The sequence below is a fragment of the Micromonospora sp. AP08 genome, assembly GCF_008085935.1.
GTDB classification, from domain to species: Bacteria; Actinomycetota; Actinomycetes; order Mycobacteriales; family Micromonosporaceae; genus Micromonospora; species Micromonospora chersina.
This window is the reverse complement of sequence record NZ_VSEZ01000014.1, coordinates 19,747-35,998: the sequence shown is the minus strand read 5'-3', so window position 1 is coordinate 35,998 and position 16,252 is coordinate 19,747. Positions and strand designations below refer to the sequence as shown.

The window sequence follows — 16,252 nt, the reverse complement described above, 5'->3', positions numbered from 1 at the left end:
CTGCGCGGCTCAGGGGCCGAACGGGTCCGGGCGGCGTTCGAGCAGCCGGTGCAGGGTCTGCTGGATGGTCTCCCGCACCTGGTCGGCGAGGTTGAACACGACCATCGGATCGTCGGCCGAGTCGCGCAGGTGCGCGGTCGGGATCGGCGGGCAGAACTCGATCAGCCACTTGCTCGGCAGCGGCACCATGCCCAGCGGCCCCAGCCAGGGGAAGGTCGGCGTGACCGGGAAGTAGGGCAGCTTGAGCAGCCGGGCCAGCGGCTTGACGTCGGCGAGCATCGGGTAGATCTCCTCGCCGCCGACGATGGCCACCGGCACGATCGGCGTGCCGGTCCGCAGCGCCGCCGAGACGAAGCCGCCCCGCCCGAAGCGCTGGAGCTTGTAACGGTCGGCGTAGAGCTTGCCGACCCCCTTGAAGCCCTCCGGGAAGACCCCGACCAGCTCGCCGTTGCCGAGCAGCCGCTCCGCGTCGGGGTTGCACGCCACCGTCCCGCCGGTCTTGCGGGCGATCTCGGAGACCACCGGCATCCGGAAGACCAGGTCGGCGCCGAGCAGTCGCAGGTAGCGGCGCGCCGGGTGCCGGTCATGCAGCGCGGTCGAGAGCACCAGCGCGTCCAGCGCCACCGTGCCGGAGTGGTTCCCGACCACCAGGCCGGCCCCCGCCGCGGGCACGTGCTCGACGCCGCTGACCTCGGTGCGGAACCAGTCCCGGTAGAGCAGCCGGACCAGCGGGTGGAAGACGGCGTCGGTCAGGTCCGGATCAAAGCCGAACTCGTCCACCTCGTAGTCGCCGGCCAGCCGCCGCCGCAGGAAGGCCAGCCCCTTGGCCACCTTCCGGTCCCAGTGGTCTCCCGGCCGGTCCGCCACCGCCGATCCGCGCGGGGTCGCGTCGCCCGCGACCGGCTCGTCCGCCGGCTTCTCCGCCGGGGCCTTCTTGGCGACGGTCTTCTTCGCCACGGTCTTCTTGGCCACGGTCCTCTTCGGGGTGACGTCGCCCGGCGCGCGCGTGCGCGGGGCCGGGGCCGGCTCGTCGGCGGAGGTGTCCGGCTCGTCGGCGGCCGGCGGCGCCGCCTTCATCGCCGGCTCGGCGGCCGCCGCGGCCCGCCGGTGCCCGTTGCGCCGCGCCGGCTCCGCGTCCGGCCCCGGCACGGTCAGCGGTACGTCGTACCGCGCCTCGCCCCGCTCCTCGCCCGCGCTCACGAGCGCTCCCGCACGGCCGCCCGGACCTGCCGGATGCCCTCCAGCACCAACTGCTCGGCCGTGGCGAGCTGGTCCCGGGTCACCACGACACCGCCGTGGTGGGCGCGGATGAAGTCGTCGAACGCGGCCGCTGTCGAGCGGGGTGTGAAGCCGTACTCGCGCTCCAGTCTGGTGGTGTCCACCACCCGACCGTGCACGAAGAGGTCGACCTGGTCCAAACCGTAGCGGCCGAAGCCCATGCTGCGGGCGATGGCGGCCACCCCGGCGAGGCCCGGCTCCAGCACGGGCACGGCCACCCGGCCGGCCCGGCGGATGGCCTGCGACAGCGAGAGCACCCCCGGCCCGGCGACGTTGTAGGTGCCGGGGTGCTCCTCGGCTACCGACCGGTGCAGCACCTCCAAGGCGTCGTCGAAGTGGACGAACTGCAACCGCGGGTCGCGGCCGAAGACGGTGGGCACCACCGGCTGGGCGAAGTATCGGGTGAGCGTGGTGTCGGCGGTCGAGCCGATGAACGGCGCGAAGCGCAGCACGGTCGCCGTGACGTCGGGCCGGCGGCGGCGGAACCCGCGGACGTACCCCTCGATGTCGAGGATGTCGCGGCCGAAACCGCCGCGCGGCACCTCGCGCGGCTCGGTCTCCTCGGTGAAGACGGCCGGGTCGCGGAACGACACCCCGTACGCGGCGGTCGACGAGCGGACCACGAGCTTGCGCAGCCGCGGCGCCCGCTGGCAGGCGGCGAGGAGCTGCATGGTGCCGATGACGTTCTGTTCCTTCATCGCCGACCGGCCGCCCTGCTGCGGGTCGGGGGCGGTCACCAGCGCCAGGTGCACCACGGCGTCGACGTCGAGGTCGACCAGGAGGCCGCCGAGCGAGTCGAGGTCGAGGCGGACCCGCTCGACCCCCGAGAGCAGGTCGTCGAGCTCGGGGTTGGGGGTGGCCGGGTCGACCCCGATGACGCGTTCGATGCGGGGGTCGGCGGCGAGCCGGGCGGCGACGTGCGCGCCGAGGTAGCGGCCGACCCCGGTCACGACGACGACCCCCGGAGCACCTGAGGTGCCACCGGGGGTCATGTCGTGCGCCTCGGCCGGCAGGCGGGATCGAGCCGGGACGTCCACGGCCTGATCACCTGAGCCTCCGGGGGTCGGCAGGTGGCAAGTGGCGCCGGGTGCCGGGCCGCAGCCCGGCCCCGGTCACTTGCCGAGACGACGACGCTGGACGCGGGTCTTGCGCAGCAGCTTGCGGTGCTTCTTCTTAGCCATGCGCTTGCGGCGCTTCTTGACCACCGAGCCCATACGACAGCCTTTCGATGCAACGTGCGGGGCGGACCGGGAGACACCACGGGACGTGGCGTCGGTGACCGCTTGCGGACAACGGACCGGACCAGCGTGGTGGGCAGGGCACACCAGGGTGCGGTCACGGTCGGGGTCCAGGGTAGCCGGAGTGCGTCAGCAGGACCAACGCGCCCCCGTCGATGCCCGTTACGTCGCACTCGCCGGCCTGGCCGCGCGACGTGTCAGGCGCTTTCCTGGAACGCGCCCCGGAGGTATTCGTGCACGGCGTGCTCGGGCACCCGGAACGACCGGCCGACCCGCACCGCGGTCAGCTCACCGCTGTGCACGAGACGGTAGACCGTCATCTTGGACACCCGCATGACCGTCGCCACCTCGGCGACGGTCAGGAACCTGACATCCGACAGTCGAGCGTCGGACTGCGACCCGGCCATGGCTCACCGACCCATTCCCATGCCCGGCGCGTGCCGCCGAGCAGGTTGCTTCCCGCCACGACGAGCGACGCGCGTGTTACCAGTACGGTAGCGGGGCGGCTGTGACCGGCGCGATCCCTTCTTTCCTTTGATCATGGCGGGTGCCTCGTTGAGCTGGTGTTTTTCGCCCGGACGGGTGGCTCGTCCGGTTCACTCGGCGCGCAACGCGACCACGGGGTCGAGCCGGCCGGCGCGCTGGGCGGGCACCACCCCGAAGACGATGCCGACGGCCGCCGAGACGCCGAAGGCGAGCGCCAGCGACCACCAGGTGATCGCCGCCGGGATCGGCGAGACGGCGTCGACCAGCAGCGCGGTGCCCACGCCGAGCGCCATCCCGGTCAGCCCGCCGATCGAGGTGAGCAGCACCGCCTCCAGCAGGAACTGCACGCCGATGTCCCGGGGTCGCGCGCCGACCGCCTTGCGCAGGCCGATCTCGCGGGTCCGCTCGCGTACCGAGACCAGCATGATGTTGGAGACGCCGACGCCGCCGACCAGCAGCGAGATGCCGGCGATGGCGGCCAGCACCCCGGTGAGCACGCCGAGGATGTCGCCGAGCACGCCGAGGATCTGCTGCTGGGTCACCGCGCTGAACTCGGTGTCCGGGTGCCGGCGGGACAGCTCGGCGACGATCCGCTCGCCGAGCTGGTCGATCCGTTCCCGGTCGGGCGCCTTGACCGCGATGCCGTCGATCCGCTGGGTCCCCCAGAGCCGCTGCGCGGCGGTCACCGGGATGTGCACCTCGTCGTCCCGGTCGACGCCGAGGCTCTGCCCGAGCGGGGTGAAGACGCCGATCACCCGGAACCGGACCCCGGCCAGGGTGACCTGCTGGCCGAGCGGGTCCCGCTCGGGAAACAGCGCCCGGGCCACGGACGCGCCGAGCACCGCCACCCGGCGGCTGGTGTCCACGTCGGCCCCGGTCAGGTAGCGGCCGCGGGCCAGCGTGCGGGTGAAGACCGACGGGGTGGTCTCCAGCACCCCCTGCACGGTGGTGAAGTCGGACCGGGCGCCGGCCCGCGCCGTCGCGCCGGAGGCGATGGTGACGGCCACCCGGCCGGGGTCGCCGACCACCCGGGAGACGGCGTCCACGTCCTTCAGGTCCAGCGGCGACACCACCGGGGCGGTGCCGACGTCGAGCTTGCCGGGAACCACCAGGAGCAGGTTGGAGCCGAGCCCCTCCACCTGCTGTTCGACCTTCTGCTTGGTGCCGGTGCCGATGGCGACCAGGAGCACCACCGAGGCGACCCCGATGATCACTCCGAGCATGGTCAGCGCGCTGCGCATCCGGTTGGCGCGCAGCGCGTCGAGCGCCACCCGCCACGCCTCGGCCACCCTCATCCGGCACCCCCGGCCGGCGTGCCGGTCCCGCCGGTGCGCGGAAGGCGTCCGGTGGCTCCGGTGGCGCCACCGGAGCCACCGGACGGGTGCCCCGGGCCGCTTCCGGACGCGGACCGGGGCTCCGCGCTGGGAGCGGCGTCCAGTGTCTCAGGTCCACCGTCGCCGCCCGACAGCGGTCGATCATGAACGGTGTCGGAGCGGATCAGCCCGTCCCGGACGGCGATCCGCCGGCGGGCACGGGCGGCCACCTCCGGGTCGTGGGTCACCATGACCAGCGCCACCCCGGACTCGGCGTTCAGCCGTTCCAGCAGCTCCAGCACGGCCTCGCCGGTGGCGCTGTCCAGGTTGCCGGTGGGCTCGTCGGCGAGCAGCACCGCCGGGTCGGTGACCAGGGCCCGGGCGATCGCCACCCGCTGCTGCTCGCCCCCGGAGAGCTGGTTGGGGCGGTGGGTCAGCCGGTGGCCCAGCCCGACCCGGCCGAGCATCGCCGCGGCGCGTTCCCGCCGCTGCCGCGCCCCGACGCCCCGGTAGACCAGGGGCAGCGCCACGTTGTCCACGGCGGACGTGCGGGGCAGCAGGTGGAACGCCTGGAAGACGAAGCCGATCGTCTCGTTGCGCAACGTCGCCAGCTCCGGCGCGGTCAGGGTGGCCACGTCCCGGCCGCCGATCACCAGCCGGCCGCCGGTCGGCCGGTCGAGCCCGCCGAGCAGGTGCATGAGGGTGGACTTGCCCGAGCCGGAGGGCCCGATCACCGCCACGTATTCGCCCTGCGCGATGGTGAGCGACACCCCGCGCAGCGCGGGCACCGACACCCCGTCCAGCTCGTACGTGCGGGACACGTCGACCGCCTCGATCGCGGCGACGGTCACGGCAGCTCCTGGCCGTCGTGGACCTGGTCGGCGCCGCGTACGACGATCCGGTCCCCGGCGCGCACCCCGCTGACGATCTGCACGAGGTCCTGCCCCTGCACGCCCACGGTCACCGGCACCCGGTCGGCCTTCCCGTCGCGCAGCAGCCAGACGGCGTCCCGCCCGTCGGCGTTGAAGACCGCCGAGGCGGGCACGGCCACCGCGTCGGCCGCCTCGCGGACCCGGAGGTGGACCACGGCGTTCATGCCGGGGCGGGGCGCCGGGGCGGCCTCCCCCTCGCCGAGCCGCCCGGCCCCGAGGCCGAGCCGCACCCGGTAGGTGACCCCGCCCCGCGCCGAGCTGGTCGGCAGCATGTCCACCGAGCGGACGGTGGCGTCGTACGTCGCGCCGGTCACCGCGTCCAGCTCGACCGTGGCGGCCAGCCCGGCCCGGACCAGCAGCACATCGGTCTCGTCCACCTCGGCGAGCAGGCCGAGCTGACCGGTGTCCACCACGGTCAGCACCGGCGTGCCCGCGGTGACCCGGCCACCGGCCGGCACCGCGTCGTCCACCCCCGCGGGCGGGCCGCCCTGCCCGGCCGCGCCGAGGGCCGACGGGTCGAGGCCCGGCACCGCACCGCCGGCGGCGCCGAGCAGCCCGGTGAGGTCGGTCGGGGTGGCCGCCCGGGTCCCGCCCGGCTGCACCACGCCGGGGATCGGGGCGCGCAGGGTCAGCGCGTCGACCGTCGCCTTCGCCAGGTCGTACGCCTGCTGGGCCTGGAGGCGCTGCGCGGTCGACAGCGCGCCGACGGCGCTGTTCAGCCCGGCCACCCCGCGCTGCACGGCGCTGACCGCCCGGTCGGCGGCGCGGGCGGCCGACGCGTACTGCTCCTGCGCCGACTCGACCTGGAGCAGCAGCGCGGCCCGCAGCTGCGGATCACCGATCTTCCCGGCCGCCTTGCGGGCGGCGGCGAACGCCTCGGTGGCGGCCCGGTCGGTGTCCCGCCGGCGGCCGCCCAGGTCGCCGGCGCCGACGCCCCGACCCGCCCGCTTCGCGGCCCGGAGCGCCTCGCGGGCCTGCGCCAACCGGTCCCGCGCGGACGGCGAGTCGATCACGGCGAGCACCTGCCCCCGCGCGACCCGCTGTCCAGGCTGGACACGCAGGGTGGCCAGGGTGCCGTCGGCGGGGGCCGTGAGGGTCGCGGCGGCCCGGGCGGTCACCGTGGCCGGCGCGTCGATCACCTCGGTCACCGCGGAGCGGCCCACCTGGGCCACGGTGACCGCGGACCGGTCGTCGCCGCACGAGGCGGCGGTGGCGCCGGTCAGCGCGACGACGGCGAGGAGGGCGGTGACGAGACGGGGGCGGCGGGCCGCGGGCAGCCGCGGCGAGGGGGTGCGGGCCACCCGGCCCATGCTACGACCCGTCGACCAGCGTCGACGCCTCAGCCGGCGACCGCTCGCAGGTAGGCCACGCAGTCGTCGTGCAGCCCCGACCAGGGCTCGCCGAACACCTCGTCGGCGGCCTCGGCCATCGACCGGCGCTCGTGTACCACGGCCCGGAAGAAGTCCAGCACCCGCTGCTCCCCGAACCGGTCGACCAGGTGGTGCACGGCCAGGTAACCGATGCCGTAGGCGCCGCCCACCCGGTCGTCGGAGGCGTCGTCGGCCGGGGCCAGCGCGTCGAGCCGGCCGTTCCACCCGCCCCGGACCAGCTTGCGCGCCTCGGCCAGGCCCTCGTAGCGGTCCACCGGCTGGCCGTCGGCGCCCGCGTACTCGGCCAACCCCTCCACCAGCCACCAGCTCGACCGGTCCGCGTAGCCCCCGTCGGGCAGCGACGCGGCGTGGGTCAGCTCGTGTCGGAGCAGGTCGTCGACGCCACCCGGGGTCAGGCTCTGCGCGTTCAGCACGACGTCGTGGTGCCCGCCGCCGACGCCGACCGCGTACCCGGCGGTCCACTTCGGCCGGCCGCCGCCGTACCAGCGCTGCCACTCGGCCCGCCCCGCGTAGTAGACCAGGTAGCGGTCCGGCGGGGGCGCGGACACCGCGTACAGGTCGGCGACCGTGGCGGCGGCCTCGGCCTGGGCGAGCAGGCCCGGCAGCTTGCCCCGCAGCGCCGGCGTGGTCGCGACCACGGCCCGCTTCCCGACCGCCACGGCCAGGTCGCTGACCTCCCAGGGCCGCGCGCCGGCCGGCGTCGCCCGGGACTCCTCGACGGCGGTCAGCCAAGGTTCGGAATCCCCCGCCACCCGCCACCGGGTGCCCAGCTCGACGCTGCTCGGCGTGCAGCCCGGCACCACGAAGCAGTAGCCGACGGTCACCGTCAGCCGCCACTCCCCCGGCCGCCGGTCGTCCGCCGCCGGCACCCCGTCCGCCACCGGCCGCCATGCGGTGACCCGGAGCGCGCGCAGCGCGGCGTACCGCCGGGTGAGCGCGGGTCGGGCGGCGGGCTCCGCGACGGCCAGGAAGCCGGCGCGGTCACCGTCGAGCAGGGCGGCGGCCTGCCGGTCGAGCTGAGCCGCCATCCGCGCGCGAAGCTGCCGCTCGGCCGCCGTGCCGCGGTCCTCGCGGTCCGCCGCCGGCCGCCCGGCCGCGTCGCGCACCAGCCCCAGCAGCAGTACGCCGGGAACCCCGCACGCCACCAGCACGAGCACCAGCCCCAGCACGGCCCAGAGCCGCCACCGCCGCGTCGGGGGCCCACCACCGACGACGAACGGGTGTACGCCGGGAGCGGTGGCCAGCTCACCGGCCGGGTCGGACCGCGGCCCGGGTTCCGAAGCGGAGTCCTCGGCAGCGGCAAGCGCGCCCTGAACGGCCGACCCGCCGTCCCGCGGCACAGTGGCCGGCTGCTCGTCGCCGCTCGCCGCCGCGCCGGCGGGCCGCTCGTCACCGTCGGTCACCGGCGAAGGGTACGACCAATCGGGCGATCCGGGAAGAGTCCCCCCGCGCGTCACGCCGGCCCGCCACCCGGGAGAGATCTTGGTAGGAAACGGCCGCCACCGGGGCCGAAATCGTCCAAGATCCAGTATCAGGGGTCAGACCTTGTCGCCGGACAGGGTGAGGAGGGTCTTGTCCAGCGCCCACAGGGCCACCAGCAGCGCGCCGGGCACCGGGCGGCCGGCCAGGGCGAGCAGCAGGCCGCCGGTGAGGAAGCAGGCGGCCTGCACGCCCAGCTTGGCCGGGGCGGGCAGCGCCACGGTGGCGCGGGGCGAGCAGAAGAGCCCCCAGACCACGGCGATCGCCAGCGGGGCGCCGAGGCCGGCGAGCAGCCGTACCGGCCAGCCGGCGTCGAGGGTGAAGCCCCACCAGCCGGCGGCCGCGAGCATGGCCAACTCCAGCAGGAAGATGAGCGTGAGCAGGGCGGCCTTCACCGGGACCTCCAGTTGCGGTACGCGGTGTCCAGCGCGGCCACCATCTCGTCGAAGGAACGGTCGATGTCCCGGGGCAGCCCGAACCCGCCGGCCGCCTCCAGGGTGATGAACCCGTGCACCGCGGCCCGGAACATCCTGGTGGCGTCGACCGCGGCGTCGCCGTCGAGGTCGTACCCGCGCAGGATCGCGTAGATGGCACCGACGGCCCGCTCGGCGGCGGCCAGGTGCTCGGGGTCGTCGGGGTCCGGCGCCCGCTGGGTGGCCGGGTAGCGGCCGGGGTGCCGGCGGGCGTACTCCCGGAGGGCGGTCGCGGTGGCGCGCAGCGCGTCACCGCCGGCCCGGCCCGCGGCGGCGGTGGTCAGCTCGGTGGCGACCTCGGCGGTGGCGAGCACCGCCAGCTTCTGGTGCAGCGCGTCGACGCCCTTGACGTGCTTGTAGAGGCTGGGCAGCGCGACACCGAGCCGGGCGGCGAGCGCGGCCAGGGTGAGCCGGTCGTAACCGACCTCGTCGGCGAGCACGGCCGCCTCGCGGACCACGGTCTGCGGGGTGAGGCCCGCCCTAGGCACCGGAGGTCACCGCCAGGAACTCGACCAGGTCGGCGGCGGTGGCGTCGGGCTGGTCGGCGTGCGGGTAGTGGCCGGAGTCGGCGATCATGCGGGCCTCGGCGGTGGCGAAGAGCCGGCGGGCGGCCCGCGCCTCGGCGCCCGGGTCGGGGAAGTCCGGGTCCTTCGTGCCCATCAGCACCAGCACCGGCTGCCGCACCTCCCGGGCCCGCTCGCTCCAGTGCGGGTCGACCGGCGCGACCACGCCGCGCACCGCGGCCATCCGGCCCCGGAGCTTGGCGACCATCTCCTTGCGGTACGCGGCGTCGTCGGCGGGCCGCCCGCACGGGAACAGGGTGCGGTGGAACATGCCGAACAGCCGCGGACTGCGCAGCACAACCGCCTGGGCGGCCCGCAGCACCGGGTTGGGCTTCGGCGGGGCGACGAACGGGCTGACCTGGACGATGCCGTTGACCAGCGCGGGGCCGTCGGCGGCGGCGAACACCACGGCGGCGCCGCTGGAGGAGCTGCCGACCAGGGTGGCCGGGCCGCCGCCGAGCGCTCGGACCACGGCGAGCAGGTCGCCGCCGACCTCGGCCGGCGCGTAGCTGGACCAGCGGGGGCTGGAGTCGCCGTGCCCGCGCACGTCCACCGAGGCGACCCGGTAGCCGGCCGCGACCAGCCGGGGCACCAGGTGGCGGAAGGCTGCCCGGTTCTCCCCCATGCCGTGCGAGAGGACCACGAGCGGCCCCTCCCCGTGCACCTCGTACGCGATGGTTCCGCCGTCCCGCGCCACCTGGCTAATCGTCATAGCCATAAAGCTAATGTCATTAGCTTTATGCGTCAAGGCCCCGGAACGCGGAACGGGCCGGCAGGACGACGTCCCACCGGCCCGTTCCGTTCGACTCACTTCTTCGACATCAGGGCGCGGCCGAAGAACATCATGTTGGCGGGGCGCTCGGCCAGCCGGCGCATGAGGTAGCCGTACCACTGGTCGCCGTAGGGGACGTAGGTGCGCACCGTGTAGCCGTCGCCGACGAGGCGCTTCTGCTCCTCGGGGCGGATGCCGAACAGCATCTGGAACTCGAACCGCTCCGGGCCGCGGTCGAACCAGCGGGCCCGGTCCTCGCCGATCGCGATCAGGCGCGGGTCGTGGGTGGCCAGCATCGGGTAGCCGTCACCGGACATGAGCACGTTCATGCAGCGCACGTACGACTTGTCGACCTCGCGGGCGGACTGGTACGCCACCGACTCGGGCTCCTTGTACGCGCCCTTGCAGAGCCGCACCCGGGAACCGGCGCCGGACAGCTCGCGGCAGTCCGACTCGGTCCGCCGCAGGTACGCCTGGAGCACCGCACCGGTCGACGGGTAGTCCTTGCGCAGCTTGGCGAGGATGTCCAGGGTCGAGTCGGTGGTGGTGTGGTCCTCCATGTCCAGGGTGACCGTGGTGCCCACCGCGTCGGCCGCCGCGCAGATCGCCCGCGCGTTGTCGTACGCGAGCTGCTCGTCGAACATCTGCCCGAGCGCGGAGAGCTTGACGCTGACCTCGGCGGCCGGGGTGAGCCCGGCGGCGCCCAGCAGTCGCAGCAGCTTGAGGTATTCGTCCCGGGTGGCGTTCGCCTGCTCCGGGGTGACGGTGTCCTCGCCGAGGTGGTCGAGGGTGACCGCTTGGCCGTCGGCGACGAGTGCACGGGTCGCGCGCAGCGCGTCGTCGGTGCCGGCGCCGGCGACGAACCGGCGGACGACGTCCCGGGTGAACGGGGCCGTCGCGACGAGCCGCTCGACCTGGGATGACCGGGAGGCGGCGAGGATGACGGAACGGAGCATGAGCCGAGCGTAACGCCCGGCGCTGGGCCCGCGCCGGGGGGCGGCGGGCAACGTCACGCAGCGTTCCGACGGCGACCGCGGGGCCGCCCGGCTGGCGGCGATCCGCTACAACGATCACGTGGAACGACGCCCCCGACGCCGGCTCCGGTCGGCCACCGTGCAGCTCGGTGCCCTGACCGCCCTCGCGCTCGCGCTCTCCGGCTGCAACAACGGCTACGACGACGACGATGACGACTGTGCGCTCGGCCCGGCCGGCGGGGGCGGCGACACCGTCGCCGTGGCCCTGCGGGTCCCCGCGCCGGCCGCCGCCCGGGACACCCCGGCGCCGGTCGCCGCGGCGCTGCCCGAGCGCGGCGGCTTCGGCACCCACCTCGCCTCCTGCGGCGGCTGAGGTGCGGCGCGAGACCAGCACCCCGCGCCCCGACTGGGACGCCACCATCCGGGCCCAGGGCCTGGTGTACGTCGACACCGAGCTGCCCGACGGCGAGATCATGTCGTACTGGGACGAGACCGCCGCGTACGCCTTCGAGCTGGACGAGGTGCTCCGGCTGGAGGAGGCGACGGAGGAGCTGCACCGGATGTCGGTGGCCGCCGCCGAGCACGTGGTGGCCCGCAACCGGTACGCCGAGTTCGGCATCCCGGAGTGGGCCGCCGAGGCGGTCGCCCGGTCGCTGCGGGAGGCCCCGCCGACCCTCTACGGCCGCTTCGACCTCTGGTACGACGGCAGCTGGCCGCCGAAGCTCCTGGAGTACAACGCCGACACCCCGACGGCGCTGGTCGAGGCGAGCATCGTGCAGTGGTACTGGCTGGAGCACACCCGGCCGGACGCGGACCAGTGGAACAGCCTGCACGAGCGGCTGGTGGGCGGCTGGGCCAAGATCGGCGCCGGCCTGCACGACCCCCGCGTGCACGTGCTCTGGTCGTCGGAGGAGGAGTCGGGCGAGGACCAGATCACCGCCGGCTACCTGGCCGAGACCGCCCGGCAGGCGGGCCTGGACGTCACGCTCATGCCGATCCAGCAGGTCGGCTGGGACGGGCGGCGCTTCGTCGACGCCGCCGACCGGCCGATCACCACCTGCTTCAAGCTCTATCCCTGGGAGTGGATGCTGGCCGAGCCGTACGGGCCGCCGGCGCTGGCGCCGGGCACCCCGACCACCTGGATCGAGCCGGCCTGGAAGCTGCTGCTGTCGAACAAGGCGCTGCTGGCGGTGCTCTGGGAGCTCTACCCCGGGCACGACTACCTGCTGCCCGCGTACCTGGACTCGCCGCGCGGGATGGCCGAGTACGTGGCGAAGCCGCTCCTCGGCCGGGAGGGCGGCTCGGTACGCATCGTGACCGGCGGCACCGAGATCACCAACCCGGGGATCTACGGCGACGAGGGCTTCTGCTACCAGGAGTTCCGCGCGTTGCCCGAGTTCGCGGGCAGCCGGATGGTGCTGGGCAGCTGGATCGTGGACGGCGAGTCGGCCGGCGCGGGCGTCCGGGAGAGCGAGAGCCTCATCACGGACGGTTACGCGCGGTTCCTGCCCCACTACATCGACGCGCCGCGCACCCCGTGAGTCGTCTACCGTTGGTGTCGTGAACTTCGACGCGTACGCCCGGACCGGTGTTGATCTCGTCAACGCCCGCCTGGACGACCTCGACGACCTGCGGGCCCTCTTCCCGGACGACAACGCGTGGATGCGCGACGAGGTCGCCGAACGGGACCTGACGATCTTCCGGCGGGCGCAGAAGCGCCTGCGCGACATCTTCGACTACGGCACCTCGGGCCGCGACGCCGAGGCGGTGACGGAGCTGAACGCGCTGCTGGAGGCCTTCCCGGTCCAGCCGCGCATCTCCGGTCACGACTCCTCCGACTGGCACATGCACGTGACCAGCCGGGGCGCCTCGGTCAGCTCGGAATACCTGGCCGGCGCGGTCTGGGGCCTGTCGGTCTGGCTCTGCGAGTACGGCAGCGCCCGGTTCGGCGTCTGCGCCGACGAGCGCTGCGGCAACGTCTACCTGGACACCTCGTCGAACTGCTGCCGGCGGTTCTGCTCGGAGCGCTGCGCCACCCGCTCGCACGTGGCCGCGCACCGGGCCCGCAAGCGGGCCGCCGTCGGCGAGCAGGTGACCGTGCCGGCCCAGCCGGAACCGCTCACCCCGGTCAGCTGACCGGGGCGGGCCCCGGCGTCAGGCGTCGACCGGGGAGGGGGCGGTCAGGTTGGCCCGGGCGAACGCGAGCGACTCGCGCAGGTCCGCCTCGCGGACCGCGCGGCTCTTCGCGCCCCGGGTCGTCACCTCGACCGCCACCGAGCCGGTGAAGCCCCGGCCGGCCAGCGAGCGGAGCAGCTCGGCGCAGGGCTGGCCGCCCCGCCCCGGCACCAGGTGCTCGTCGCGCCCCTCACCGGTGCCGTCGCCCAGGTGGACGTGGGCCAGGCCGGACCCCATCCGGTCGGCCATGGCCAGGGCGTCGGTGTGCGACGCCGCGCAGTGCGACAGGTCCAGCGTGTACGAGGCGTAGCCGGTGTCGGTCGGGTCCCAGCCCGGGACGTACGGGACGAACTGCCGGCCGGCCATCCGCACCGGGTACATGTTCTCCACGGCGAAGCGCAGCCCGCCGAAGCGGCCGGCGATCTTGTCGAGCCCGTCGGCGAAGTTGCGGGCGTAGTCGCGCTGCCAGGTGAACGGCGGGTGCACCACGACGGTGGGCGCCTCCAGGACCTCGGCCAGCTCGGCTGCCCTGCGCAGCCGCTCCCACGGGTCGGGGCTCCACACCCGCTGGGTCACCAGCAGGCAGGGCGCGTGCACCGAGAGGACCGGGACGCCGTAGTGCTCGGACAGGCCGCGCAGCGCGCCCGGGTCCTGGCTGACCGGGTCGGTCCAGACCATCACCTCGACGCCGTCGTAACCGAGCGTCGAGGCCAACTGGAACGCCGCCGCCGTCCGCTCAGGGAAGACCGAGGACGTGGACAGGAGCACCGGAACGCGGGAAGTCACGCCCCTCAGGGTAGCCGCACCCGCCAGCGCGCATCAGGACGAGCACCCGCAAAAGGCGTAGAAGGGCTGACCGGGATCACATCGGCGCGAGTTGATCGAGGCGGCGCAGGATGACCCCCTCGCGCAGCGCCCACGGGCAGATGTCCAGGCAGTCCACGTCGAGCCGGCGCAGCACCGCCTCGGCCACCACCGCACCGGCGAGGAGCTGGTGGGCCCGCTGCGCGCTGACCCCCTCCAGCTCGGGCAGCTGGGCCGGCGGGATGTGCCGGATGAAGCCGAGCACCTGGCGCAGCCCGGTGCGGGTCAGGCTGCGCCGCGCCCACAGCCCGGCCCCGGAGGGCGCCGCGCCGGCCAGCCGGGCCAGCATCCGGAACGTCTTCGAGGTGGCCACCGGGCGCTCCCAGCCCACCGCGGTGAGCTGCTCCACCACCGGGTCGAGCTGGGCGTCGACGTACTCCCGCAGCTCCTCCACGGTCTCGGCCGACGGCGGCACGGCGCCGGACGGGTCGACCTTCAGCCGCTCCCGGCTCAGCCGACCCGCGCCCAGCGGCAGCGAGACCGCCACGTCGGGACCCTCGTCGATGCCGGCGGCCAGCTCCAGGGAGCCGCCCCCGATGTCCATCACGAGCAGCCGGCCGGCGGACCACCCGAACCACCGCCGCACCGCCAGGAAGGTCATCCGCGCCTCGTCCGCGCCGGAGAGCACCTCCAGGCGTACGCCGGTCTCGTCCCGGACCCGCGCCAGCACCTCGCCCGCGTTGGTGGCGTCGCGGACCGCGCTGGTCGCGAAGGCCAGCAGGTCGTCGGCCTCCAGACCGTCCGCCGCGGCGCGGGCCATGCCGACGGCCTTGACCAGCCCGTCGGCGCCCGCGTCGGTCAGCGCGCCGTCCGGGCCGATCTGCTCGGCCAGCCGGAGCACCACCTTCTCGGAGTGCGCCGGCCAGGGGTGCGCGCCGTGGTGGGCGTCGACCACCAGGAGGTGCACCGTGTTGGAGCCGACGTCGAGGACACCCAGTCGCATGGTGACGACCCTAGGGCCAACACGTTTCGTCGGCTCGCCGGCCGGGCGCCGTCACCCCGCGTACGCTGGGCCGGGTGACAGGGCAGATCGAGCTTCACGTGCTGGTGGACGACCCCGACGACCCGCGCAGCCGGGAGGTCGGGCTGGACTTCCCGCGGGAGTGGATCGAGTTCGTCGACCCGGCCGACGCGAAGCACGTGGTGCGGGCCGACCTGACCTGGCTGCTCTCCCGCTGGACGTGCATCTTCGGCCGGGGCTGCCACGGCATCATCGCGGGCCGCGCCGCCGACGGCTGCTGCTCGCACGGCGCGTTCTTCACCGACGGCGACGACGAGAAGCGGGTCCGGGCGGCGGTCAAGCGGCTCACCCCGGAGACCTGGCAGCACTTCCGCCGGGGCTTCAAGAACTGGACCGAGAACGACACGATCGACGGCAAGAACCCGGCCCGGCGGACGGCCACCCGCGCCGTCGACGCGCCCTGCGTCTTCCTCAACGACGCCGACTTCCCCGGCGGGGGCGGCTGCGCGCTGCACGCCCAAGCGCTGCGCGACGGGGTGCACCCGCTGGAATACAAGCCGGACGTCTGCTGGCAGCTGCCGATCCGCCGGGACCAGGACTGGCACAAGCGGCCCGACAACACCAAGGTGCTGATCTCCACGCTCACCGAGTTCGACCGGCGCGGCTGGGGCGCGGGCGGTCACGACCTGGACTGGTGGTGCACCTCCTCCACCGACGCGCACGTCGGCGCCGAGCCGATGTACATCTCCTACGGCCCGGAGCTGACCGCGCTGATCGGCGCCCCCGCGTACGCGAAGCTGGCCGAGCTCTGCGCGGCCCGGCTCCGCCAGGGCCAGGTCGCCCCGCACCCCGCCACCGAGGGCTAGTCCCGCCCAGCGGCCGCCAGCACGACGACGCCGTCGTCGTCGCTGTGCACCTCCGCGCCGGGGGTGAAGACGCAGCCGCCGAACGACACCGGGACGTCCCGCTCGCCCGCGCCGGTCTTCGCGCTCTTGCGCGGGTTCGTGCCGAGCGCCTTGATGCCGATGGGCAGGGCGCCGAGGGCCACGACGTCGCGGACCGCGCCGTTGATCACCACGCCGGCCCAGCCGTTCTCCGCCGCCGTGCCGGCGATGAGGTCACCCATGAGGGCGGTATGCAGCGAGCCGCCGCCGTCCACCACCAGCACCCGGCCCTCCCCCGGTTCGGCCACGATCGACTTGACCAGGGCGTTGTCCTGGAAGCAGCGCACCGTGACGGCCGGGCCGGCGAAGGCCCGGACGCCGCCGAACTGGCGCAGCTGGGTGTCGCACGAGCCGAGGGCGTCGCCGTGCCGGTCGTAGAGGTCGGCGGTCGTGGTGGTCTCCATGGTCG

19 protein-coding genes are annotated in these 16,252 nt (G+C 74.7%); 4 read left to right on the top strand and 15 right to left on the bottom strand.

The genetic code is table 11. The features are described 5' to 3' along the window. Nucleotides 1-9 precede the first annotated feature (9 nt). From FXF50_RS22140 to FXF50_RS22080, 12 genes are all read right to left on the bottom strand, one after another. Nucleotides 10-1,077, bottom strand: a complete 1,068-nt coding sequence (locus FXF50_RS22140; RefSeq protein WP_370464139.1) for a 1-acyl-sn-glycerol-3-phosphate acyltransferase — start codon at nt 1,075-1,077, stop codon at nt 10-12. A 119-nt stretch (nt 1,078-1,196) separates the two neighbouring features. Next, complete coding sequence (locus tag FXF50_RS22130) at nt 1,197-2,270, bottom strand: NAD-dependent epimerase/dehydratase family protein (protein ID WP_148430803.1); 1,074 nt, start codon at nt 2,268-2,270, stop codon at nt 1,197-1,199. Between the two features lie 120 nt (nt 2,271-2,390). Then, nucleotides 2,391-2,492, bottom strand: coding sequence for a 30S ribosomal protein bS22 (locus FXF50_RS22125; protein ID WP_007465623.1), 102 nt, complete (start codon nt 2,490-2,492; stop codon nt 2,391-2,393). Between the two features lie 221 nt (nt 2,493-2,713). Continuing rightward, nucleotides 2,714-2,923, bottom strand: a complete 210-nt coding sequence (locus FXF50_RS22120; protein ID WP_013288759.1) for a helix-turn-helix domain-containing protein — start codon at nt 2,921-2,923, stop codon at nt 2,714-2,716. A gap of 189 nt (nt 2,924-3,112) precedes the next feature. After that, on the bottom strand, nt 3,113-4,297 hold the full coding sequence (locus FXF50_RS22115; protein ID WP_148430802.1) for an ABC transporter permease: 1,185 nt from the start codon (nt 4,295-4,297) through the stop codon (nt 3,113-3,115). Next, nucleotides 4,294-5,166 (bottom strand): ABC transporter ATP-binding protein, encoded by an 873-nt coding sequence (locus FXF50_RS22110; RefSeq protein WP_148430801.1) that lies wholly within the window; start codon nt 5,164-5,166, stop codon nt 4,294-4,296. Before FXF50_RS22110 ends, FXF50_RS22115 begins: the two co-directional genes overlap by 4 nt. Then, complete coding sequence (locus FXF50_RS22105) at nt 5,163-6,557, bottom strand: efflux RND transporter periplasmic adaptor subunit (protein WP_148430800.1); 1,395 nt, start codon at nt 6,555-6,557, stop codon at nt 5,163-5,165. The genes FXF50_RS22110 and FXF50_RS22105 overlap by 4 nt, the downstream gene beginning before the upstream one ends. 29 nt (nt 6,558-6,586) lie before the next feature. Then, nucleotides 6,587-8,041, bottom strand: a complete 1,455-nt coding sequence (locus FXF50_RS22100) for a hypothetical protein (RefSeq protein WP_148430799.1) — start codon at nt 8,039-8,041, stop codon at nt 6,587-6,589. A gap of 135 nt (nt 8,042-8,176) precedes the next feature. Beyond that, a complete protein-coding gene (locus FXF50_RS22095) occupies nt 8,177-8,512 on the bottom strand; it encodes a YrdB family protein (protein ID WP_148430798.1) in 336 nt (111 codons plus the stop codon). Next, nucleotides 8,509-9,078, bottom strand: coding sequence for a TetR-like C-terminal domain-containing protein (locus FXF50_RS22090; RefSeq protein ID WP_148430797.1), 570 nt, complete (start codon nt 9,076-9,078; stop codon nt 8,509-8,511). Before FXF50_RS22090 ends, FXF50_RS22095 begins: the two co-directional genes overlap by 4 nt. Next, on the bottom strand, nt 9,071-9,865 hold the full coding sequence (locus FXF50_RS22085; RefSeq protein ID WP_148430796.1) for an alpha/beta fold hydrolase: 795 nt from the start codon (nt 9,863-9,865) through the stop codon (nt 9,071-9,073). Before FXF50_RS22085 ends, FXF50_RS22090 begins: the two co-directional genes overlap by 8 nt. Before the next feature lie 95 nt (nt 9,866-9,960). Continuing rightward, on the bottom strand, nt 9,961-10,881 hold the full coding sequence (locus FXF50_RS22080; RefSeq protein WP_148430795.1) for a proline dehydrogenase family protein: 921 nt from the start codon (nt 10,879-10,881) through the stop codon (nt 9,961-9,963). Between the two features lie 118 nt (nt 10,882-10,999). On the opposite strand from FXF50_RS22080, the gene FXF50_RS22075 reads away from it, so the two are divergent. The 3 genes from FXF50_RS22075 to FXF50_RS22065 are packed head-to-tail and all read left to right on the top strand — an operon-like array spanning nt 11,000 to nt 13,035. Further along, nucleotides 11,000-11,272, top strand: coding sequence for a hypothetical protein (locus tag FXF50_RS22075; protein WP_255510145.1), 273 nt, complete (start codon nt 11,000-11,002; stop codon nt 11,270-11,272). 1 nt (nt 11,273) lies between these two features. Continuing rightward, on the top strand, nt 11,274-12,440 hold the full coding sequence (locus FXF50_RS22070) for a glutathionylspermidine synthase family protein (RefSeq protein ID WP_148430794.1): 1,167 nt from the start codon (nt 11,274-11,276) through the stop codon (nt 12,438-12,440). Nucleotides 12,441-12,459: 19 nt separating this feature from the next. Next, nucleotides 12,460-13,035: a CGNR zinc finger domain-containing protein gene (locus tag FXF50_RS22065; protein ID WP_091317585.1), complete on the top strand. Its 576-nt coding sequence runs from the start codon at nt 12,460-12,462 to the stop codon at nt 13,033-13,035. Between the two features lie 18 nt (nt 13,036-13,053). Here the strand turns inward: FXF50_RS22065 and FXF50_RS22060 are convergent, their stop codons facing one another. Then, nucleotides 13,054-13,860, bottom strand: coding sequence for a sugar phosphate isomerase/epimerase (locus tag FXF50_RS22060; protein ID WP_187399767.1), 807 nt, complete (start codon nt 13,858-13,860; stop codon nt 13,054-13,056). Between the two features lie 76 nt (nt 13,861-13,936). Further along, nucleotides 13,937-14,881, bottom strand: a complete 945-nt coding sequence (locus tag FXF50_RS22055; RefSeq protein WP_148430793.1) for a Ppx/GppA phosphatase family protein — start codon at nt 14,879-14,881, stop codon at nt 13,937-13,939. Between the two features lie 74 nt (nt 14,882-14,955). Between FXF50_RS22055 and FXF50_RS22050 the strand changes: the two genes are divergently transcribed. Further along, nucleotides 14,956-15,765: a hypothetical protein gene (locus tag FXF50_RS22050; RefSeq protein ID WP_148430792.1), complete on the top strand. Its 810-nt coding sequence runs from the start codon at nt 14,956-14,958 to the stop codon at nt 15,763-15,765. On the opposite strand, the gene rraA is transcribed toward FXF50_RS22050, so the two are convergent. Further along, nucleotides 15,762-16,247: a ribonuclease E activity regulator RraA gene (rraA, locus tag FXF50_RS22045; protein WP_148430791.1), complete on the bottom strand. Its 486-nt coding sequence runs from the start codon at nt 16,245-16,247 to the stop codon at nt 15,762-15,764. The two genes, FXF50_RS22050 and rraA, sit on opposite strands and share 4 nt — an antisense overlap. Nucleotides 16,248-16,252 lie beyond the last annotated feature (5 nt).